The sequence below is a fragment of the Fructilactobacillus sp. X2R5C3 genome (assembly GCF_059901325.1).
Genome location: NZ_JBWXUY010000001.1, coordinates 222568 through 244271 on the forward strand (window position 1 = coordinate 222568; position 21704 = coordinate 244271).

Consider the following 21704-nt stretch of genomic DNA (forward strand, 5'->3'; position numbering starts at 1 on the left):
ACTATACTAATAGTGTAATGCTTTAATTACAGTGAACTTTTAAATAATAACTACCAAATGTTTAGTACGGTGAGGCGATTAAAATGGAATTTAGATACGCAAGCGGCGTGCCAGCTCATGTTAGTACGGTAACTTCAGATCTTTTTAAAGCGGCTTCTGATCCCAAGGTGATTTCATTAGGTGGTGGAATGCCAGCTCCCGAGTTGTTTCCGGTTTCAGAGATCCAAAAGGCCGCAAACCAGGTTTTTGAACAGTATGGGCAAACGGTTCTGCAGTACTCGCAGTCGCTTGGTTACGAAAAACTAAGACAGCAGATTGTGGCCATTATGAAAGAACGCCACGTTAATACGACGGTTGCTAACGTTGGCATCGTGACGGGGTCGGAACAGGCCATTGACATTGTTTCCAGGATGTTGATTAATCCTGGTGACGTGGTTTTGACCGAGGATCCAACCTACCTCTCAGCCATCGACGTTTTTAAGTCCTATGGTGCCAGAATCGTTGGCATTCCCATGGACGAGGACGGGATGGAGACAGATGCCTTAGAACAGTTAATCAAAAAGTATCCGCAGGCCAAATTTATCTACACGATTCCTAACTTTCAGAATCCAACCGGACGGACCATGACGGAAGAGCGGCGGAAGAAGTTAGTTCAGATTGGTAAAGAGGCTGGGATTCCAATTCTGGAAGACGACCCATACGGTGCCATTCGTTACGCTGGCAAATACTTACCGCCACTCAAGCACTTTGACCATGACGGTGGGGTAATCTATCTGAGCTCTTTTTCCAAGATTTTAGCACCAGGACTCCGGTTGGGGTGGATCGATGCACCATTAAACTTTATGGACAAGTTCATCTTGTTTAAACAAAATGCCGATTTACATACGGATAACTTAACCCAGTACATCGTTTCCCAGTACTTAGATGACGTGGATATTAACGACCACATCAAGAAGATTACCGATACCTACGAGCATCGGGCTAATCTGATGATGGACCGCATTGATAAGTACTTCCCAAAGAACGTGCGCCACAGTCATCCTGAAGGTGGGATGTTCATCTGGGTTGAAGTTCCCGGAGTGAACACGGAGGAACTGTATCAGACTTGTTTAAAAAACAACGTGGTGTTTGTTCCTGGGTCCTCCTTTTACGCGGGTAAGGTAAAACCAGGGACCTTCCGCTTAAACTTTTCCAACATGAATGACGATGAGATCGATGAAGGAATTAAACGGATGGCAACGGCCATTTCACAGGTATTAAATAAATAAAAGACTAAAATAGCACCTAACTCATGTGAGTTAAGTGCTATTTTTATTTGTCCAGGGAAGCTAAACTCGTTGACTTTTGGCCCAACTGTTTCTCAAGTTGTTTTTCCCGGTTCAATTCATGGTTGTAGTGGTAATCTTTTGGATTAACCGGCTTAAAGCCCTTGAGATGATAGAAACGAAGAAGATTTTCTTTATTCAGCTTATCCGACAGTTCCAGTTCGTGGTTGACCTGGTGCTGGTTCTGATTGATTTGGTTTTGCTGCTTCTGACTTGGATGAAGCTGACGTTTGGTCTGATTATCATAAACCGTGCCGTTCGTGGAGGTGAACTGTGGTGAGACCCAGTCACGGTTTCTAAAGGCAACCACCTGGTCGTGTTGCTTGGAGAAGAGGTCGGTTCCAAACTGAACGTATGGTTTGGAATTAATTCCGAGAAGATGGAGAACCGTTGGTAACACGTCGATCTCACCGCCGTACGTGTGGTGGATTTTACCACCAGTGGTTCCGGGCATGTTAATCATAAACGGAACTTTTTGGATTTGGCTGTGGTCAAAAGCGTTCCAATCGTTTGGTTTGACGCCTAAAAGCGGTGCCAGACTGCGTTCATCCTGGTCCATCAAACCATAGTGGTCACCGTAGATGATAATCATTGAGTTCTTGTCAAGTCCCGTCTGATGCAGGTAGTCGTAAAATTCTTTGACGGACTGGTCGAGGTAGTGGGCGGTAACAAAGTAGTTATTGACCTCAGGGTTGTCAGTGTTGGCGGTCTTAAAGTGCATCTGCCTCTGGTCTTTTTGGTCCAGAACGTATGGCAAATGATTAGTGACCGTCAAGTACTTGACGTAAAAGGGCTGTTGAAGGTTCTCTAAGTACTTGTTGGAATCTTGAAACAGATACTTGTCCTTTAAGCCCATGCCTTCGGTCCGATCGCCCTTCATGTTGTAATCTTTGGAACTAAAGAAATATTGAAAACCAAGCCGTTTGTAGGTGTTGTTACGGTTGTAGAAATTGGCGTCGTTACCGTGGAAAACGGCGGACGTGTAGTTTCGCTGCTGTTTCAAAATAGCGGGAGCTGCCTGAAAGGTATTGTCGTTTCCGTACTGAGAGAACAAGGAGCCTTCGGGAAGTCCGTACGTGCTGGTTTCAAGCATGTTTTCGGCATCGGCCGTTCGTCCCTGTCCCACTTGGTGATAGAAGTTGTCAAACGAGTTGGTCGACTGACTATGGTAAATTTTATTCAGAAAAGGCGTTACCTCCTTGCCGTTAACCTTTTTGTCGATCAAGAACTGTTGAAAACTTTCTAGGTGAATGACGATCACGTTTTTTCCGCGCGCTTTCCCGTACATTTCTGGATTAGGGGCAGCGTAGTGTTTTCTCGTAAAGCCTAAAATGTCATTTAAATCGGACTTCTTGGCGGTTGAGCGCGCAATGTTGGTCTGAATGGACTTGGTCCAGTCGTAGACGGTGTAGTTGTCAATTCCGATGTATTTCACGATGTCATTCTGCTTGCTTTGCGTACTTGACTGAGCGAACAGGTTGGGATTGTCGACGTGAGTAAGAAAAAGGTTGAGAAACAAAAAGAGAACGCCAACCAGGGTGGTTAGTAAGCTAAACTTAAGCTTCAAAGGCTTTTTGTCGATTTTAATAACGCGAAATGCTAGTAACAGGATAATCACGATTAAATCAAGCCAGTAGAGAGCGTCCCATTTGTTGATAAGGGCGGTCGCACTGGTAATTAAACCACCATTTAAATTTGAATGACCGGTCGTCATCGTGTCCGCAGTCATAAAGCCCAGAAATCCCCGGAAGTAGACGATGTTTATGTACAATAAGACGGTGTTTAAGAAGTCAATGAAGATGATAAAGGGATAAAAGAGCTTGGCGGGCTTTAAATACAGTGCCAGACTCAGCGTAATGATGGTTGCGGCCAGCGGATTGATTAGTAAAATGATGTGCTGCATGCGACTCGCTGGGATGAGGTAAAAGACGTGGTAGTAAGCGTAGACGGTCTTGAACCAGAACAGAGCCACTAGTAACAAGAAGAACCCGATGCGGGTATTAAAGATGTTGAGAATTTTCTTAATGATTTTCAAATTGAACGTTCCTTTGTAAGAATTTATGTAATTTATCACATAGGAAACATCTTATCACATTAAGAATTAGCAAAGCAGAATAAAAAAGCTTCAAATGGCTGATAGACACGCCACTTGAAGCTTTTTATTAAGATTTATTTTTGAAAATCCTGCATCATTTCATCCACTACTGCTTGAACACTCTTGACGTCGTGAATGTTGTTGATACCAACGTCAATTGAAATGACACCGTCATCAAGTTTGCCGTCAAGCATGGCAGGACGAACGCCACCGGCCTTGCGGGTTTGTTCGTAGGTGTCTTTGACGCCATTTTGAAACTCCTTGGCCCACTTATCAGCTAGTGGATTCTTGATTGAACGTTGGTTAGAAGAGACTAGTACTACGTCATCAACCGTCGAGTCGATGATTTTTTGTTTGGCAGCGTCTGAAGTCCGGTTTTCGTCAGTCACAATGAACCGGGTTCCTACGTAGACTCCCTGAGCACCCAGTGCAAAGGCAGCGCGCACACCACGAACGTCCGTGATACCACCAGCGCCAACGACTGGAATGGAGACGGCATCCACAATGCGTGGAATGGTGGTAAACGTCCCAAGGCCGGTCGTTGGAATGATGCCACCTTCATCGTAACCAGTGGCAATCAGGATGTCGACGCCTAATTCTTCAGCTCTTTGAGCGCCCTTAACGGACGGATTGAGTTCGCGAAAGATTAGGGTACTACCGGATTCCTTGATTTCTTTAAAAAGTTTTGGATTGATGACACCAGAAATGATGAAGATGTTAACCCCAGCGTCAAAAGCAGCTCTAAAGGTCTTATCTGGGTAATCAAACTCATCTTCACTTCCGACAATCATGTTGACAGCAAAGGGTTTGTCGGTGAGCTGTTTGGCTTCTTTAATCTGTTTTTTCAGCGTTTCCGTGGCATCCTGATCGGGACTGGTCTTACCGGCATTGGGTCCGAACGTTCCCAGACCACCAGCATTTGAGACCGCGGCGACAAACTTAGCGTCAGTTAGCCAGTTGAGTGACGCCTGAATGATTGGATACTTAATTCCAAGCATTTTAGTTATTGGACTTGTTTTCAATTTAATTACTCCCTACTTATTATTAGTTAGTTATATCTTACATTCTAGTTGAAAGTTAGCTTGAAGCAAACTAAAACGATTTGTGATTAATATAATGACATTCAAATTAATCTGTAACTCGGCTGAAGCTGGCTAGTTACCGGTACCACGCAACGCTTAAAAATTAATCATGATTTGAATCGCTCTACCCGTATAATGGCAAGTGTTGCAAAAAGGAGCGAAATTATGAAAAAAAGAAAGCTGAAGCGCTGGCACAAAGTTACAATTGTCATCGTAATTACCGTGATTATTTTAATCTTTGTGGGAACCTACTTCCTGTTTAACTTCGCGTTTAAGCGGGGTGGATACAGCACGCAGGTCGGCGAAAAGGTTAACACCACTTGGATTAAAGAACAAAAGCCCCAGATTTGGCACCAAACGAACAAGGGTGGCCTAAAACTCACGGCCTACTACTTACCAGCTAAGCAAGCGACGAATAAGACCGTGATCGTAATCCACGGTTACGGAAGTACTGGGCACAAGATGAATAACTACATTAGAATGTTTCATGATGATGGTTATAATGTTCTCGCACCCGATGACGAATCATTTGGGCACAGTCAGGGTGAGTACGCTGGTTATGGGTGGAAAGATCGGTCTGACATTGTGACCTGGATGAACATGATTAACCAGAAAATACCGAATGGACGACTTGGCATGTTTGGGATCAGTATGGGAGCGGCTGCCGTTCTCTTTACCTTGCCAAAGGTCCCGCACAACGTTGACTTTGCGATTACCGACTGTGGTTATAACAGTATCTATGATGAGTTGAAATATGAACTGGGAACGTTGTTTCATTTGCCGACCTTCCCAATCTTACCCATTGCCCGCATCTACGGTGATATTTTTGCTAAGTACGACTTCTACGATGCCGACACGAAGCAGACGTTAGCCCACAATCAAATTCCGCTATTTATCATTCATGGCAATGCCGATAAGTTTGTCCCCGTTAAAGACGCCTATATCAATTATAAAAACGACCACGGTCCTAAGAAATTGTGGATCGTGAACCACGCGACACACGCCGATTCTTTGAACAAAGAGGGACAGGTTTACGTTAATAAGACCAGGGCGTTCGCTGAAGAGTATTTTAAATAAACAAAAAAACTAGCAAATTATATTTATAAATAATTTGCTAGTTTTGATTCAGAAGCTAATGGCATAACACTAATGACTAATAATTTAATGCCTTTTTTCATGGTTATCTTTTTCTCTTTTTAAGAACCTATTTAGTTTTATTCCTAGGCGGATACACAAGTATAGTACTAAGATAACTAGTAAAATTAGAAGTACTGTTAACAACAAAGTACCAATCATAAAGAATAAATCAAACCAATTTATCATCTATTTCCCTCCCTTAAATAGAATAACCTAAGTTTATCTATCAAATTATTCCAATTAGAATATATTCTTCACATGAGAAAAAATAGTAAATAAAATTGTATATTTTTATTTGAGATTTTGGCATTATTGTATCTTATCGTATATACTCGTGATAACAAAAATGCTGAGTTAATAGGAGTTGAACAAATATGACTACGGATCTGAATGAAAATAAAATAATAAGAGCTTGGAGATTAAGCCAATTGATTGAAAGTGGGGGACTTTCTAAGGAAGCTAAGAATAATTGGCTACATTTATCGTCCCAATTAGTGAAGTCCAAAGATCGAAAAGTAAAAGGCTCAGTAATATATCTAGGAATTTATAAAAGCCAGGATTTAAGAGATTTAGTACATAAGAAATTTGACTCGGAAGATAAAATTCCTAATAAAGATACTGGAGAAATGTTTTCAGTTGCTATTTATGTAGATAAAGATTTTAATTTTCAGAAGGTGTTTATTCCTCATTCAGCTTTATTGTATGCGGGATTACTAAGTCATGGAAATAAATATAAAATCAAAACAGTAGAGGAAAATTATTCTAAAATAAAAGAAGGAATTACTAAGATTATTGAAGACGATTTTAAAAATAAAGATTCTAATACCGATTTATTAGCTTTTTTTCAATATCTTGACATTGAAATGAGAAGAAAGTTTAAATTGCCATTTCATGGCAATGAGAGATTTTACGGTATCATTAATTACAAAGAAGAACCAACCGATCTCAATAGTTTTTACTTAGATGATTTAAAAATGATTTTGGATTCTCCTATTGATGATTCGATGTTTCATAAATTTATTTATGGTATTAACAATAAAAAAGAAATTAATAAGCAATGGAATTATATTCAAGAAGTTATTAGCCCAGGAAATATTCCTGATGGGCGCTGGCCTAGTGAAGTTGAGTATTGGCAATCATTGATGCAACAAGTTGGAATAAATTTGATTGAAAATGAAAAAAATGATCTTCTTACAATTAATGGACCGCCCGGTACTGGCAAAACGACATTGCTTAAAGATGTTTTTGCAGATATTGTGGTTAAACAAGCTAAGGCGATGACTTCTTTTGTACATCCATATCAGGCATTTAGCCAGGTTAATCGGGATGATTCTAACAAAAATTCCTTTACATTTGATGGTAAAGAAGTTGATGCATTCCAGTTGAATTCGAGACTAAAAGGATATGGAATTATTGTTACTAGTAATAATAATTCTGCAGTGGCTAATATTTCTAAAGACTTTCCAAATAAAAGTGAAATTAGAACTTCTACTGATAAAAACGAAAAAAATAAGTATTTAAAACAATTAGAAAATATTGATTACTTTTCAAGTATTTCAGATAGTATTTTAAATAATGACGGCAAGAGTCCAACTTGGGGTAGTTTTGCTGTTCCAATGGGTAAAAGTGAGAATTTAAATAAAGCAATTGAAACTGTTTTAGATTCTGAATTTTTTAAAAATGATGGTGATGGTTCAAATCTTGAATGGGGAAAAGCTGTTTTAGAATTTAATAAGTCTTTGTTAGAAGTTAAAAAAGAAAAAGATCGAATTAGAAAAATTGTTGATGCGGCTCAAAGTTATTCAACCAAGGCAATTTCAAAGAAAAAAGAACAAGTTAGTGAATTAGATACGGAGTTAAATAATAATATAAAAAAAGAGAAGCAATTAAAGAGCAAACTTGATGATCAAAAATCATTAGCTGATACTTATCCGTTAAAATCTTTTTTGGGGATATTTAAATGGGAAAGTGAAGAAGGTAAGGCCGCTAGAGAAAAACAGCGTATTATACAGAAAAAGTACAACCACATTAAACATTTAGTCGATGACCAAAAGGAACAGTTATCTGAGCTAAAAGAAGCATCACAAAATGGAGACCAATACAATAATAAGATCATTGAAAATAATAAAAAAGAACAAAAAAACTTCAATGATAATGACTTTTATATTCCTAATGATGATTATTGGAAATTACTAGATAATAAAATTTTACAGAAACAATTGCCTAATGTTACTAACACACTGCAAGATAAAAGATCAGAATGCTTTATTGCTGCGATGAGAGTTCGTAAAGCGTTTATATTAGGAGCTAAAAGACAAATTCGCAATTCATGGCTTATTTTTAAAAATAGAAATAAAGTTACTTACTCAGATAAAGCTAATGGTAAAGAAATTTTATGTAATGCTTTTTATATTTGCCAATTAGTTTTTCCCGTGATGAGTACTACTCTTGCAAGTTTTAAAAGTATGTTTAAATATTTTCCAGAAAATTCTTTGGACCATGTTTTTATGGATGAATCTGGGCAAGCCACTCCATTATCTGCTGCAGGGGCAATTTGGAGAGCTAAAAAGTTTGTTGCGATTGGAGATCCAGCTCAAATTGAGCCAGTAGTAACAACTGATGACATCTTTTTGGATATGATTAGTGATTTATATAAAATTGATAGAAAGTATCTAAATAGTACAATGTCAGTCCAAGTCTTGGCTGATAATGCTAATCCTTATGGTCACACAAAGGAGGATAAAAGTTGGATTGGTATTCCCCTCTGGGTCCATCGAAGATGTCTTTCGCCAATGTTTAATATTTCCAATCAGATTTCTTATGAATGTGGAATGATTCAAGCAACTCCGTGTCCTAAAAATACACCTGAAATTAGTAAATGGATAGATGTTAAAGGGACAACCTCTCATGATCAGTATGTTCCACATCAAGGGAAGGTCTTGGCAGATAAGATAATTAATAGAATATCAGATGGAGCAAGTTTAAGTGATATTTATGTAATTACGCCGTTTTTAGCGGTAAAAAATGGATTAAAACATGATTTACGTAAATTACTTAAGGACAAATTATCTTCTGACCAATCAAAAGGCTTAGGTAAATGGATAAATAGTTCGATTGGTACTGTTCATACATTTCAAGGAAAAGAGGCACCAATTGTATACTTTGTAGTTGGTACTGATGAAAATTCTAAGGGAGCTGCACATTGGTCAGTGTCAAAACCTAATATATTGAATGTTGCAGTTACAAGGGCTAAAAAAGAGTTTTATATCGTTGGCGATCGACAATTATTAACTACTCATAAATTATATGAAATTGCTGCAGATAATTTAGATAACTTCCAAAATAAGAAGTGTAAAGATAATTAATATTGATTGCCAAAAGAAAAACCCTGGCTTCGCTGAAAAAGTCAGAGCAATTAGGAAGATTCGACTAGTCAAGTTGACAGTATAGTAGTTTGTGGATGCCTGACGCTTGTGAGTTATCGAGGTTTAAAAAGTATCTATATTAGTTAGGGAGTCCGATAAAAATGTTTCTTAACTAGTCGATGAGAGGAGTATATCACCAAAATAATAAAAAGAGACTAATTATGATTTTGAAATAATCATTAAACAAGAGTTAGGATAGCCGAAGTGGTTGGCGCGGATGAGTTTGACGATGGCCTAAAGTTTTTTTGAACTCAAATTAGGTCTAAGATAAGTTTCGTAAACGATTAACTAAACGTGATAGGTGGCGTTTTGGCAGTAAATCTTTCATTATTACTTTGAGTGGGGTTTAAACAACATTTGGTAAGGCATTTTGCCATGTTATTCTTTAGTCGCTCCAAAAAAGATACTTTCACAATGCTTCCTACTTCTGGAGCACACATAGCTTCAAACTCCAAAAAATGCTGCTTCTCAGAAGTGGCACTTTTTATTTATTAGACAAAAACCGGCTAAGCATGGACTTAGTCGGTTACAGATATTATTCAAATTTGGCGTGGACCATGTAGCGTTTTTTACTTGGGTCCACTTTTTTGTTTAAGATGTCGTACATGAGTTGCGCGGCGTATTTTCCCATGGTGTACGCGTCTGTCCTGATACACTTCGTTTTTGGCTGGATTAGGTTGACGATGTTGGAACTCACAAATCCAGTGATGTTTGGAATCTTGTCGCGGTCAATAATGTTGTTACGCAACAACCGGGGCAAAAAGCTTAACAACCACTTTTCCGTTAGGCAGAAAATCAAACTGTTGGGTTGCTTTTTTAATTGGCGAACGATTTCATGATAGGCACGATGAAGTGACGTTTTGGAATAACCGGGCTTGACAATTGTAATATCAGGTTCGGGGTAGACGTATTTAATCCCGGCAACGCGCTCTCTGACGACCTTCATCTCGCTCTCAGCGTTAGTAACCAAGATTAACTTGGAAAGCCCCAGGTTATTTTTAAAGTAGGCGGCGGCTTTCTGAGAAATCGCAAAGTTGTTGATGACGATATTATAAAAAAAGCCATCGTTAATGGATTTATCGGTCAAAATAACGGGGAAACGCGGTTTTAAAAGTTCGGCAATGTCCTTGATGTGACTGTTGACCGGATGAATGATGGCGCCCCTGATGAGGCTAGTATCTAAGGCTAGAAAGAGGTCGCGTTCGTTTTTGTACTTACTGGCGGAATTAATCAGCAAGGGGATGTACTTGTAAATGGACAGTTGGTCCTGGATTCCTTCAAACATCCTGATTGAAAAGGGATCCTCGATGTCTGACACTCCTACAGCAATGATGCTCCCACTGTCATTTTGGCGGCTTAAGCCACGTGCCATTGAGTTAGGAACGTACCCGAGGTGTTTTATTGATCGTTTAATGCGATTCGCCGTGTTCTTGGACATCGAGTTAAGATGGTTGTTTAAGAACCGTGACACGGTGGCCGTTGAAACTTTGGCGTGTTTGGCAACTTCTCTAATGGTGACTCGTTTTTTGTTCATTTCTCATTTCCTCAAATTTTATTTCATAACTGCTAACTGCATGGAATTATCATATCTAATAAAATTATAAAAAGCAAAACGATCTCAATTAAGATTGAAATTAAGGTTATTGTTGTTATAAAATTGAGAAAACGGTTAACCGGGCATGCCTGTATGAGGATTAATGAGAAACATGTTTATTTTAAAAAATAAACATGAAATCAATTGAAGTGTTGGTATGACGGGCAACGCGACCATTATTTTTGACCATTCTTAAAGATTAGTGGGATTGTTTACAGTTTGAATAACGTGTATCGCTTGTAGAAGGGGTCAAGGAGTTTGAGTGACTTTAGCTGTAATTGACCAACTTAATTTAAACAATTTGCGCAAACGCTTAACCACTTAGTCAATCAGATTTTTACGTCATAAAAGGCCGTTATTTATGAAATAACTTGTGGAATTAAAGATTGAGAAGGTGGTTTCATCTCTATAATTAAAGATAAATCAAGTTTCGTTTGCGGGAGTTTTGAATGTGAGAAAAGTATTTCATATTAATCAAAAATAACTAATAACAACAACTTAGATTGTCGTATGTATACATGTCAGGCCACAAGTATTGAGGGATATAAACATAAATAAATACTAAACACATAATGATAAAAAGATCCTGGCGGTTTCTTTAATATCAAATGAGTTAATTTTCGGGTGGGCCATTTCGGAATTAATACTTGTGGAAGATGTGTATCAATCACCGACAATTGGGCATTTATGGCCTGATTGTTTTAATAGTATGATTGCTGTCACTGATTAGTTTGTTAGCGATTATTGGAGTTTTTTCGTTTTGCGCGGGGTGGTGGGATGTATTTTTTTAAAGCAGGTCTCACGGCCAATAACACTCCCAGTAACAAGTGGGATCTGCGAGAAACTGAGCGAATTGACGGGTTAGTCAATGGTGCTGGTATGCAAAAGAAGAAACGAAGGTAGTCAGAAGCAAATTAAGTCACGATTACGTAGTTCTACTGAATAGTGGTATCTAACGAAATAAGTCGAAAACTAATAAGTCACATTATATGTAAGACACTCTAACGTTAGGTATCCAAAAAGGGACTCCCAAGTCAAAAGATTTGGGGGTTCCTTTTTTAGTTATCTTAATTTTTAATTGTTAGTGTCTAAAATGATGTGCTTTTCTTACGCGATACCAGACAAAAGCTCCAATTCCAACAACTAGGATAACAATGATGCCACCGATCATCCATCCGGTGTGATCTTTCTTGGTGGATTGCTGGTTCCGCTTGTCCTTTTTAGCCTTTTGGTTCTTGTTATTATGATGCTTGTTCTTCTGCTTTTGTTGGTCTTTTTTGGTTTTATTTTGATTATTACGATTTTTAGTCGTTTGTTCTTTATTTTGTTGCTTGGTTTTATTTTCTTGATTGGGTTTGTTATCGTTAGCGGTTTGTCCTTGGTTATTATTTGCTTGAGAATTACCGTTTTTATTTATCGCTGCGTTTCCGCCACTTGAACCGTTATTCTGTCCGTTTGTGGTTGTGCCATTTGAAGGAGACGTTGCGTTTCCGCCCTGATAATTTCCACTCTGTTGTGGCTTATTGAGTGGTTGGTAAGCAATGGTGACCGTCATTGACTGACCAGCAGCTGGATAGGTGTTACCACCGTTATCAGCTCGGTTACTTCCAGCAACGTAGCCAGGAATGTTGGGAACGTCGTTTGATAGGTCAAGTATGCTGTTAGGCGCACCATAGATAACTTTACTGGCACGAATTGGTTGACCAGTTAAAGCATTGACGTACTGGACGACAACTTGACCTTGCGCAGTACCTGCCGCTACATTTGAGTTAGCGTGGACCACGTTTGGATGGGTTACAAACAGTCCACCGGCAAACATGGTAGTACCGACTAGAAGTGAAAGAACGATTTTCTTGATATTCATAATAACCATCCTTGTTATGTATTTTGATATAAAATCCAAGGATAAGTATACATCAAAATAGGGGGGGGTAACTAGTACAGTTATTAAAAGAACTATTTCCAATTAAATATGGAAAAATTATTTTTTGAAATTCATTTAATTGTGATTGATACGTCGTTTCTTAGAGCACTTCTTTGAATGTCTTTTATTAATTGCTTTGCATTTTCTTTATCCAAATATGCTTCATCAGAAAAATCTCTTAAATTCTCGTCTTTTAGGTTTTCCTGGACGTACCACACATCTATGTTTTTTAACATTGCACTAGGGTTATACTTACTATTTATTGCATCTGGATAACATTTACATACATTTCCTAGCGTTGCATCAGGGAAACCCTTACAAATATTTGTTAACGCCGGATTAGTGTAATGAGTGCCAGGATAAATGTAATTATTGTTTTCGATATATATTAAAGTGTGAAGTATGGTATGTTCAATTAAATTACAATAAACAAGTCTACCTGGAGTTTGGGTAGAAAAAGGGGGACATTGAGTTTTGATTGATCCTGGTTTAGATAAATTATTATATTTATCTTCGTCAATATGATGACAATATAATCCAGGTTTTTCCGTGTTTTTGTAGTGTCCTTTATTAATTCTTTTCCTGGTACCCTTATCATGTAAAAAGTTATTATATGAAATTTTCCCAAAATAATTACCCTTTACTTGTCCATACTTGTCCGACAGTTTTTTAACTGCATCGTTATAGGATATTTTTAATAATTGCTGGTATTCACTTAAATTATCGATGATATCCATCCTCCTAATAGTAGTTATGTATTCGTTAATTATGGTACTTTAGTTTTCGTTCAATTTATCTATCCAAGCATCAAAATCACTTAACGATCCAATTGTGGTTACGTTATGAGTCTCAGCATCTTTTTTCGCATTTTGTGCCGCAGGTGTATCTAAAAAATTATTGCCAGTTGTTTTATTCGCCGAATCTTTCATTATCAAACCTCCAAATGCCACATGTATTTGCTTGCACCTTTATTATCCCTGCAATGAGACTAATTTTAAAGCTTTTAATTGTTTTAAATGGCAAACATAAAAAATGCTCTATAACTGGTAGATAAAATCTAGTGGTTATAGAGCATTTTATTTCAAAACTTATGTTTATTGATACTCAATGGTTGCCGGTGGCTTCCCGGTAATATCGTAGAGTACGCGGTTAATCCCGGGCACTTCGTCGACGATTCGTGATGAGACCTTACTCAAGACGTCCCATGGAATTTCCGCAAATTCAGCGGTCATCCCATCAACCGAATTGACGGCTCGGATGTTGATGGCTTCATCGTAGGTTCGTTCGTCACCCATGACACCAACGGTCCGAATGCCAGGCAGGGCAGTGAAATACTGCCAAACCTTCTTGTCCAGACCTGCCTTTTTGAACTCGTCACGCAGAATGGCGTCAGAATCTCTAACCTTCTTTAATCGTTCGGGAGTCACGTCACCGATAATGCGAATGGCAAGACCGGGACCGGGGAAGGGTTGCCGCCAAACCATCTCGTCTGGCATTCCCAGTTTTTCACCGATTTCTCTGACCTCATCCTTGAAGAGTTTGTTTAAAGGTTCAATTAACTTGAACTTGAGGTCTTTAGGTAGTCCACCAACGTTATGGTGAGACTTAATCGTTTGGGCGGTATCCGTTCCGGATTCAATCACATCAGTGTATAAAGTACCCTGTGCCAAGAAATCAACGTCCTTGAACTTCCGGGCTTCCTTTGAAAAGGTGTCGACAAACTCTTTGCCGATGATTTTACGTTTCTTTTCGGGGTCAGTTACGCCCTTTAGTTTGGATAAGAATTCATCACTGGCATCTACAAAGTCAATGTTTAAGCCAAACTCATCGCCTAAAGTGTGTAGGACCTGTTGGGCTTCATTCTTGCGTAACAGACCGTGGTCAACGAAGACTGAGATGAGTTGGTCCCCAATTGCCCGATGTAAGAGAACGGCGACCACACTGGAATCTACTCCACCAGAGAGACCCAGTAAGACGCGTTTGTCGCCAACTTCTTCCTTAATGTTTGTAATGGCATCTTCAATGAAGTCGTCCATTGACCAGTTGTCCCTAGCGTGGGCAATGTCAAAGACGAAGTTGTGCAGCATTTGGTTCCCCTGTTTGGTGAGGTTAACTTCGGGATGGAATTGGACGGCATAGATGTCTTTATCAGGATCTTCCATGGCAGAAATGGCACACTGTTCGCTAGTGGCGGTTACTTTGAAACCGTCTGGCACTTTGGTCACAAAGTCCCCGTGACTCATTAAAACGGTTTGATCGGTATCCAGTCCCTTAAAAGTACCAGAATCATTACTAGTGACCTTGATTTCGGCAGGACCGTACTGACTGTCGTCAGCGGTGGTGGTCTGACCACCCTTTAGGTCGTGGGCCAATAGTTGCATGCCGTAACAGATTCCTAAAATCGGAATGCCCATGTTTAAAATCTCAGGGTCGACGTTGAGGGCGTCTTTGCCGTTGACACTGTTGGGGCCACCAGAAAAAATGATGCCCTTTGGTGCGATTTCTCTTACTTCTTTGGCAGTGATGGTGTGTGGTTTTAGTTCTGAATAAACGCCCATGTCACGAATGCGACGGGTGATTAGTTGGTTGTATTGACTCCCAAAGTCGAGAACTAAAATCTCATCATAATCACGTTTTTTTGTACCAGTTGCCATCAAATTCCTCCTATTTATCGATTGAGTAGTTTGGTGCGGATTTGGTGATTTGCACATCGTGGGGATGTGATTCGCGTAGTCCTGCATTAGTAATTCTAACAAATTGAGCGTTATTAATTAAGTCGGAAATGGTGTGAGAGCCGGTGTATCCCATTCCAGAACGAAGGCCACCCGCAATCTGAAAGAGAACGGTTGAGACGTCACCCTTGTATGGGGTTTGACCCTCAATTCCTTCTGGGACGAGTTTCTTTTCTTCTTTGACCTTGCCTTGAAAGTATCGGTCAGAAGAGCCATTTTCCATGGCTGCCAGTGAGCCCATGCCACGGTAAGCCTTGTACTTCTTGCCATCAGCACCCGTATAAACGTCTCCAGGAGCTTCCGTTGTACCTGCCAGCATACTTCCTAGCATGACGGCACTGCCGCCCGCTGCGAGCGCCTTAACGATGTCTCCGGTGTACTGCATCCCACCGTCAACGATGATTTGCTTGCCGTAATCGGCGGCAACTTGGGCGGCGTCAAAGGCAGCGGTGATTTGGGGAACTCCCACACCGGCCACGATCCGGGTGGTACAGATGGAACCGGGACCAATTCCGACTTTGGCAATGTCAACACCAGCGTCAAAGAGGGCTTTGGCACCAGCACCAGTCGCAATGTTTCCGGCGATCAAAGTTTTGTCTGGGAACTTGTTTCTGATTTCAGCGATTTTTTCTAACACACCCTTGGAATGACCGTGGGCGGTATCGATGATGACGGCGTCTGCCCCGGCATCAAATAATAATTGAGTTCGATCGAAGGTATCGTTAGTTACCCCAACGGCCCCCGCTACTAATAGATGACCATTGTCATCAACCGCAGCATTGGCACCAGTAACTTCAGCATTTTTAACCGTTTTAACTTCAGCTGCTTGCTTTTTAGCGCTCATGTTTTTGTGAACTACGCCGAGTCCACCGTTTTGAGCCATCGCAATCGCTAAAGGTGCCTCTGTGACAGTGTCCATACTTGCGCTTAGAACGGGTAAGTTTAACTTTAAGTTCTTACCTAAGGTTGTTCTTAAGTCAACTTGGTTTGGTAACACGTCACTTGCTGCAGGAATTAAGAGAACATCGTCAAATGTTAATCCTTGTTTCCCGAATTTATAATTCCAATCCTTCATCGTACTCCTCCTATTGTTCAGTTTTATATAAATTGTTAATAGAATACCATAAAAAACGTTGCGACATCAATGACAACTCGAACAATTTTTCTTTGGTTAACTTTAATCATATGTAGTTGGCGCTTGACTGATTTATAAAGACGGACAAGACAGGCGAATTCAATAATGGTAAAATCTACGTATATCTATTTGACAGAATTTTAATTAAACAATTAATAGAAAGATGGGAATATTATGGATGACAAATTTAAGAAAGTGCGAGGGATGTCAGACATTTTGCCTGATGAGACCAGTGTTTGGCAACGAATCGAAGATACGGCGCGGGACGTTTTCGCTCGATACGACTTTCATGAGATGCGCACTCCGCTAGTTGAGAAAACCCCCGTCTTTACCAGAACTTCTGGTGATAGTTCGGATATCGTCACCAAGCAGATGTACAGTTTCCAGGATAAAAGTGGACGAGACATCTCACTACGACCAGAGGGAACCGCTGGAGTAGTCCGTTCCTTCGTTGAAAACAAGCTGTTTGGACCAGAACATCCCAAGCCCGTTAAGGTTTTCTACATGGGGGCCATGTTTAGATACGAACGTCCTGGTGCGACTCATAATCGGGAGTTCCATCAGATTGGGTGTGAATCAATCGGAGCTACCAGTCCCCAGATTGACGCTGAAACGATTGCGTTAGCCCTAGACATCTTCAAGGGCGTCGACATCAACGATTTAAAGGTTGAAATTAACACGTTAGGTGATGAAGAGAGCCGGAAACGTTACCATGACGTCCTAGTAGCCTACTTCTCAAAGTATGAGGACCAATTAAGTGAAGACTCCAAACGGCGCTTAAAACAGAATCCGCTCCGGATTTTGGACAGTAAGGACAAGGGGGATCAACAATTAGTTGCTGACGCTCCGAAGTTAGAAGACAGTCTGACTGATGAATCGAAACAGTACTTTAATGATGTCTTGTCGGCCCTTGATGCTTTAGACATTCCATACACCGTTGATGATCGGCTGGTTCGCGGACTTGATTACTACACTGATACGGTGTTTGAAATCATGGCCAAGGATCCGAGCTTCGGAGACGATTACACCACGATCTGTGCCGGTGGCCGATACAATCACATGGTGGAAGAGTTCGGGGGACCTGAAAATACCGGAGGCGTTGGCTTTGCCTTTGGTGAGGAACGGTTGGCAACCATCGTGAACTCTAACGATGACAGTGATTCGATTGACTACTTCATTGCGACCGACGTGAAAGATAAGGAAGCTGACGTTAAGAATCAGATTCTTGATAAGGCCCTAAAAACCGCTGAAGACTTGCGTAACGACGGGAATTCCGTTGAAGTCAACTTTCAGAGTCGAAGCATGAAGAGTCAGATTAAAGAAGCCAAGAAATTAAACAGTAAAAACATTATGAGAATGGATTAATTATGAAGATGGGGCGAATGAAATCGCCTTTTTCTTTTAATTTAAGATGAAAGAAGTGAGGATTTGAGTAGTAAAAAAGAAAAGGTCGGAACTATTGGTCTGACCGCGTTTGTACTATCAGCGATGGTTGGTGGTGGAATCTATGATTTACCGCAAAACATGGCGCTCCATGCCGGAGCAATTGCCCAAATCATCGCTTGGGTGCTATCGGGATTAATTATCTGGTTTATTGTGCGTTCGTTTATGACCCTGTCAGAGGTTCGACCGCAGTACACCACCGGGTTGTATCACTATGCGCACGCTGGCTTTGGCAACTTTACCGCTTTCTTTGTAAGTTGGGGGTACTGGATTTGTCAGTCGTTCGCCGTTGCCGCATATTCGGTCCTCTTGATGTCGACGTTAAATGCCTTCTGGCCTGGAACGTTTACCGGTGGCAATAACTGGATCTCAATTATTGGTGGCACTATCGTGTTATGGCTGATGACCTACCTAATTTTAAAGGGAATCCGGGTTACCAGCCACGTCGATATCTTTGGGACGATCTGCATGCTGACGATTGTGGTCATCTTCATTATTACGATGATTGTGGTCTTCAACTGGCACGCTTTTTCCACTAACATGTTTGCGTCTCAGACGTTACCAAAGGTTAATGACAAGGCCATGGGGAGTTTGTTTTCCCAAGTCCGAAATGCCATGATGACCACAATGTGGGTCTTTTCTGGGGTTGAAGGAGCCGTGGTTCTGTCAAGTAACGCTAAGAGTCAAAAGGACGTGCGGCAGGCCACTAAATACGGTTTCTTGATTTGTTTGGTACTGTACGCCTTGGTTTCGATTTTGCCACTAGGCTTACGCAGTTACGGTCAATTGGCCAACTTACAAAGTCCGTCAACTGGGGCCTTGATGCAGATTGTTTTGGGACCACTGGGACGATTAATCATTACCTTTGGCGTCATTGTTGCCGTCTTATCCAGTTGGTTGACGTGGGTCTTAGTTCTGTCTGAGATGCCACGAGCTGCCTCCATGGACGGGACCTTCCCGAAGTTCTTTAGAAAGATGGGCAAGAACAACGTTCCGATTCACTCGCTGTTCATGACGGTTATCGTCATTCAATTAATCATTATCTTTACCCATTTTGCGGGGCGGGCCTTTAATTTCACGCTGACGATCGTGGGAACGATGACGGTGCCACCGTACCTGATTTCGATGATGTACCTGTTCAAGATTAGTCGCAATGAGAAAACGTTCAATCCTGAAGGGCACAAGCTATCCGTTTCTAGAAAGAGTGCCTATTTGGTTTCAGCGCTCGCAATTTTAGGAACCATCTTCATGGGATACGCAGCTGGACTGGAGTACCTGACGATTGCTTTCGTGATTTATGCCTTAGGGATTCCACTGTTTATGTACGCTCGAAAACAGTACGCACCGGGTCAACCAATCTTTGGTAAGTACGAACGCTACTTTGCGATTGCCATCTTGGTAGTAGCGGTCATCGGGGTCATCTTACTGATTCAACCGAAATTGTAATTAAATTTGGAAAAATTAAAAGACGATTGAACTTTCAGATAGTTCAGTCGTCTTTTTGATATTCATTAATTTTAGTTTAAATAGAAGCCGATAGGTGCTCCGTGGCTATTCTTGCTAGCGGCATTTTGGTAAAATTAGAAAATAAATAAATTTAAGTGGGGATTAATTATATGAGTTTTTTAGTCGATTTTGTGCTTCACATTGACCACCACCTAGTCACACTCGTCAACATGTTTGGCAATTGGACCTATCTGATCCTGTTTGCGGTTATCTTCATCGAAACCGGCGCCGTGATCATGCCATTTCTGCCGGGTGATTCACTGTTGTTTGCGGCCGCTGCCTTGGCCGCAGCGAGTACCAATGATTTAAACGTTTGGATTTTTGTGATTTTGTTCTTTCTGGCGTCCGCCTTGGGGGACTCACTAGATTTCTTCTTGGGAAGAAAAGTTGGCCTAGCCATTACTGACAATAAGTATTTGAGTCGGTTAATTAAGCCCAAGGATTTTGAGAAAGCCCATCAGTTCTTTGATAAGTATGGCTCATGGGCCATTCTGTTTGGTCGTTTCATGCCGATTGTGCGGACGTTTGTTCCGTTCGTCGCTGCCAGCAGTGACTACAGTTACCAAAAGTTCGTGAAGTATGACATTACCGCATGTGTGGCATGGGTCGCACTATGTTGTGGTGGCGGATACTTCTTTGGCAACATTCCGTTCGTTAAGGAACACTTTTCGGCCGTGATTTTATCAATTATCTTGATTACGTTACTTCCGGTTCTGATCGGATTAATTAAAACCCGTTTCACTAGTAAAAAGGACGCAGCCTAGGCTGCGTCCTTTTATTTTTGGGTTTGAATTAACGTAAATCCTGTAATTCATGACTAATTTTTTTCGTTTGGGGATAAATTTGTTGATAGATTTTAAAAATCTTAGCGTATTTATCAGCGTTAGCGGCAATTGGTTCGTAAGTCTTACCGAATTTGATGAACTGATCGGCACAGGCGGGAAAGCCGGTGAACCAACCAAGTCCGACAGCCGCAATCATGGCTGCTCCAATGCCAGGTCCCTGTTCGTTTGCGAGGGTGATGACGGGTTTGTCGAAGATGTCCGCCTGCATTTGGGTCCAGACGGAACTTTTAGCGCCGCCACCAATGGAAGTAACGTGATCAATGGTCGCACCCGTTTCGGCGTAAATGGTAAGGATATCTTGGAGACTGAAGGTGATCCCTTCCATCACGGCTCTAGTGAAGTCGCGTCGGACCTGGGTGCGGTCAATTCCAGTGAAACTCCCGCGAATTTGCGAATCAGCGTGGGGCATTCGTTCCCCAGCAATGTACGGAGTGAATAAGAGACCGTTGGCTCCAATCGGAGATTTACCGGCTTCATTAGTCATCTCGGTAAAGTCTTCGTCCTTGACGAAAGTGTTCTTGTACCATGTTAATGAATCACCGGCAGCCAGCGTGACACCCATTGAATAGTAGGTATCAGGAATGGAATGGTCTTCCATTTGCAGACGACCACCATAGTCGGTTGAGAGGTCCACTTCATGATGTAAGACCACGCCAGAGGTTCCGACGCTGACTAGCGCATTATTGGGCGACATGATGCTTGCACCAACTGCTCCCGCTGAGTTGTCGGCGGCTCCACCGTAGACCTTGGTAATGGTTGACATGTTGGCTTGATCGGCGAAGTCGTGGATGACGTTTCCCGCGTAGTCAATGGACTGAATTAGTGGCGGCAGGATTTTCTCGGGAATTCCCAAGGCCTTACAGATTTCGAGGCTCCACTTGTTATCGTGAATGTCTAAGAGGGTAGTTCCGGTGGCGTCAGAGAAGTCGATCGCAATGTTACCGGTCATCTTAAAGCGCAGGTAGTCCTTTGGTAATAGGAAGGTTTTTACTTTCGCCCAGTTCTCCGGTTCGTTTTCTTTGACCCAGAGGAGCTTGGTGATGGTAAAGCCCTCCAGTGGTTGATTACCGGTGATTTCAACGAATCGCTTCCCTAGTTTATCCTCAATCTCTTTGCGTTGTTTTGTGGTTCTGGTGTCGTTCCACAAGATGGCTGGTCTGATGACCTGATTATCTTTGTCCAACAAGACTAGTCCATGCATTTGGCCCGAGAAACTAGCTCCACTAATGGACTCTGGATCAACATTATCATCATTGACTAGTTTTCTGATGGCCGCAATCGTACCATTCACCCAGTCATTGGGATTTTGTTCACTCCAACCTGGTTTGGGATGCGGATTCGGATACTCCGTTGATTCTTGTCCCACAATGTCACCCAGCTTATTGACAGCCGTGACCTTAACCGAACCCGTGCCGAGGTCGATTCCTAAAACGTTCTTTTCCATGTGTGTACCAACTTTCA

At 41.1% G+C, this 21704-nt stretch carries 16 protein-coding genes; 7 read left to right on the forward strand and 9 right to left on the reverse strand.

Annotation, left to right across the window (positions count from 1 at the left end; genetic code table 11):
- The first annotated feature begins 83 nt into the window (after positions 1-83).
- Positions 84-1268, forward strand: a complete 1185-nt coding sequence (locus AC6UDE_RS01065) for an aminotransferase-like domain-containing protein (RefSeq protein ID WP_500696346.1) — start codon at positions 84-86, stop codon at positions 1266-1268.
- A 43-nt stretch (positions 1269-1311) separates the two neighbouring features.
- Here AC6UDE_RS01065 and AC6UDE_RS01070 read toward each other — a convergent pair whose 3' ends face one another.
- Complete coding sequence (locus AC6UDE_RS01070) at positions 1312-3360, reverse strand: LTA synthase family protein (RefSeq protein ID WP_500696347.1); 2049 nt, start codon at positions 3358-3360, stop codon at positions 1312-1314.
- 134 nt (positions 3361-3494) lie between these two features.
- A complete protein-coding gene (locus AC6UDE_RS01075; protein ID WP_500696348.1) occupies positions 3495-4442 on the reverse strand; it encodes an NAD(P)H-dependent flavin oxidoreductase in 948 nt (315 codons plus the stop codon).
- 225 nt (positions 4443-4667) lie between these two features.
- Between AC6UDE_RS01075 and AC6UDE_RS01080 the strand changes: the two genes are divergently transcribed.
- A complete protein-coding gene (locus tag AC6UDE_RS01080) occupies positions 4668-5579 on the forward strand; it encodes an alpha/beta hydrolase (protein ID WP_500696349.1) in 912 nt (303 codons plus the stop codon).
- A 434-nt stretch (positions 5580-6013) separates the two neighbouring features.
- Entirely contained in the window at positions 6014-9004 is a 2991-nt protein-coding gene (locus tag AC6UDE_RS01085) for an AAA domain-containing protein (RefSeq protein ID WP_500696350.1), read from the forward strand.
- A 595-nt stretch (positions 9005-9599) separates the two neighbouring features.
- Here the strand turns inward: AC6UDE_RS01085 and AC6UDE_RS01090 are convergent.
- On the reverse strand, positions 9600-10598 hold the full coding sequence (locus AC6UDE_RS01090) for a LacI family DNA-binding transcriptional regulator (RefSeq protein ID WP_500693285.1): 999 nt from the start codon (positions 10596-10598) through the stop codon (positions 9600-9602).
- A gap of 837 nt (positions 10599-11435) precedes the next feature.
- On the opposite strand from AC6UDE_RS01090, the gene AC6UDE_RS01095 reads away from it, so the two are divergent.
- Positions 11436-11561, forward strand: coding sequence for a hypothetical protein (locus tag AC6UDE_RS01095; RefSeq protein WP_500696351.1), 126 nt, complete (start codon positions 11436-11438; stop codon positions 11559-11561).
- A gap of 178 nt (positions 11562-11739) precedes the next feature.
- Here the strand turns inward: AC6UDE_RS01095 and AC6UDE_RS01100 are convergent, their stop codons facing one another.
- The 5 genes from AC6UDE_RS01100 to guaB form a co-directional block, all read right to left on the reverse strand.
- Complete coding sequence (locus AC6UDE_RS01100; RefSeq protein ID WP_500696352.1) at positions 11740-12522, reverse strand: hypothetical protein; 783 nt, start codon at positions 12520-12522, stop codon at positions 11740-11742.
- A 131-nt stretch (positions 12523-12653) separates the two neighbouring features.
- Positions 12654-13319: an SAV1803-related protein gene (locus AC6UDE_RS01105; RefSeq protein WP_500696353.1), complete on the reverse strand. Its 666-nt coding sequence runs from the start codon at positions 13317-13319 to the stop codon at positions 12654-12656.
- Positions 13320-13358: 39 nt separating this feature from the next.
- Positions 13359-13511 carry a hypothetical protein gene (locus tag AC6UDE_RS01110; protein WP_500696354.1) on the reverse strand — a complete coding sequence of 51 codons (153 nt, stop codon included), beginning with the start codon at positions 13509-13511 and terminating at the stop codon, positions 13359-13361.
- A gap of 165 nt (positions 13512-13676) precedes the next feature.
- A complete protein-coding gene (guaA, locus tag AC6UDE_RS01115) occupies positions 13677-15236 on the reverse strand; it encodes a glutamine-hydrolyzing GMP synthase (protein ID WP_500696355.1) in 1560 nt (519 codons plus the stop codon).
- A gap of 10 nt (positions 15237-15246) precedes the next feature.
- Positions 15247-16389, reverse strand: a complete 1143-nt coding sequence (gene guaB, locus AC6UDE_RS01120; RefSeq protein ID WP_500693290.1) for an IMP dehydrogenase — start codon at positions 16387-16389, stop codon at positions 15247-15249.
- 234 nt (positions 16390-16623) lie between these two features.
- On the opposite strand from guaB, the gene hisS reads away from it, so the two are divergent.
- The 3 genes from hisS to AC6UDE_RS01135 all read left to right on the forward strand — a co-directional run bounded on the left by hisS (position 16624) and on the right by AC6UDE_RS01135 (position 20162).
- Positions 16624-17814, forward strand: a complete 1191-nt coding sequence (gene hisS / locus AC6UDE_RS01125) for a histidine--tRNA ligase (protein ID WP_500696356.1) — start codon at positions 16624-16626, stop codon at positions 17812-17814.
- A 63-nt stretch (positions 17815-17877) separates the two neighbouring features.
- Positions 17878-19338, forward strand: coding sequence for an amino acid permease (locus tag AC6UDE_RS01130; RefSeq protein WP_500696357.1), 1461 nt, complete (start codon positions 17878-17880; stop codon positions 19336-19338).
- 170 nt (positions 19339-19508) lie between these two features.
- A complete protein-coding gene (locus AC6UDE_RS01135) occupies positions 19509-20162 on the forward strand; it encodes a VTT domain-containing protein (protein WP_500696358.1) in 654 nt (217 codons plus the stop codon).
- A 28-nt stretch (positions 20163-20190) separates the two neighbouring features.
- On the opposite strand, the gene xylB is transcribed toward AC6UDE_RS01135, so the two are convergent.
- Positions 20191-21687: a xylulokinase gene (gene xylB, locus AC6UDE_RS01140; protein ID WP_500696568.1), complete on the reverse strand. Its 1497-nt coding sequence runs from the start codon at positions 21685-21687 to the stop codon at positions 20191-20193.
- Positions 21688-21704: the final 17 nt, after the last annotated feature.

What these genes read in the sequence shown, in the direction of transcription:
- AC6UDE_RS01100 (WP_500696352.1), bottom strand. Translation starts at nt 12,522, where the DNA reads ATGAATATCAAGAAAATCGTTCTTTCACTTCTAGTCGGTACTACCATG.
- AC6UDE_RS01065 (WP_500696346.1), top strand. Translation starts at nt 84, where the DNA reads ATGGAATTTAGATACGCAAGCGGCGTGCCAGCTCATGTTAGTACGGTA.
- AC6UDE_RS01085 (WP_500696350.1), top strand. Translation starts at nt 6,014, where the DNA reads ATGACTACGGATCTGAATGAAAATAAAATAATAAGAGCTTGGAGATTA.
- AC6UDE_RS01105 (WP_500696353.1), bottom strand. Translation starts at nt 13,319, where the DNA reads ATGGATATCATCGATAATTTAAGTGAATACCAGCAATTATTAAAAATA.
- hisS (WP_500696356.1), top strand. Translation starts at nt 16,624, where the DNA reads ATGGATGACAAATTTAAGAAAGTGCGAGGGATGTCAGACATTTTGCCT.
- AC6UDE_RS01090 (WP_500693285.1), bottom strand. Translation starts at nt 10,598, where the DNA reads ATGAACAAAAAACGAGTCACCATTAGAGAAGTTGCCAAACACGCCAAA.
- AC6UDE_RS01135 (WP_500696358.1), top strand. Translation starts at nt 19,509, where the DNA reads ATGAGTTTTTTAGTCGATTTTGTGCTTCACATTGACCACCACCTAGTC.
- guaB (WP_500693290.1), bottom strand. Translation starts at nt 16,389, where the DNA reads ATGAAGGATTGGAATTATAAATTCGGGAAACAAGGATTAACATTTGAC.
- AC6UDE_RS01095 (WP_500696351.1), top strand. Translation starts at nt 11,436, where the DNA reads ATGTATTTTTTTAAAGCAGGTCTCACGGCCAATAACACTCCCAGTAAC.
- xylB (WP_500696568.1), bottom strand. Translation starts at nt 21,687, where the DNA reads ATGGAAAAGAACGTTTTAGGAATCGACCTCGGCACGGGTTCGGTTAAG.
- guaA (WP_500696355.1), bottom strand. Translation starts at nt 15,236, where the DNA reads ATGGCAACTGGTACAAAAAAACGTGATTATGATGAGATTTTAGTTCTC.
- AC6UDE_RS01080 (WP_500696349.1), top strand. Translation starts at nt 4,668, where the DNA reads ATGAAAAAAAGAAAGCTGAAGCGCTGGCACAAAGTTACAATTGTCATC.
- AC6UDE_RS01110 (WP_500696354.1), bottom strand. Translation starts at nt 13,511, where the DNA reads ATGAAAGATTCGGCGAATAAAACAACTGGCAATAATTTTTTAGATACA.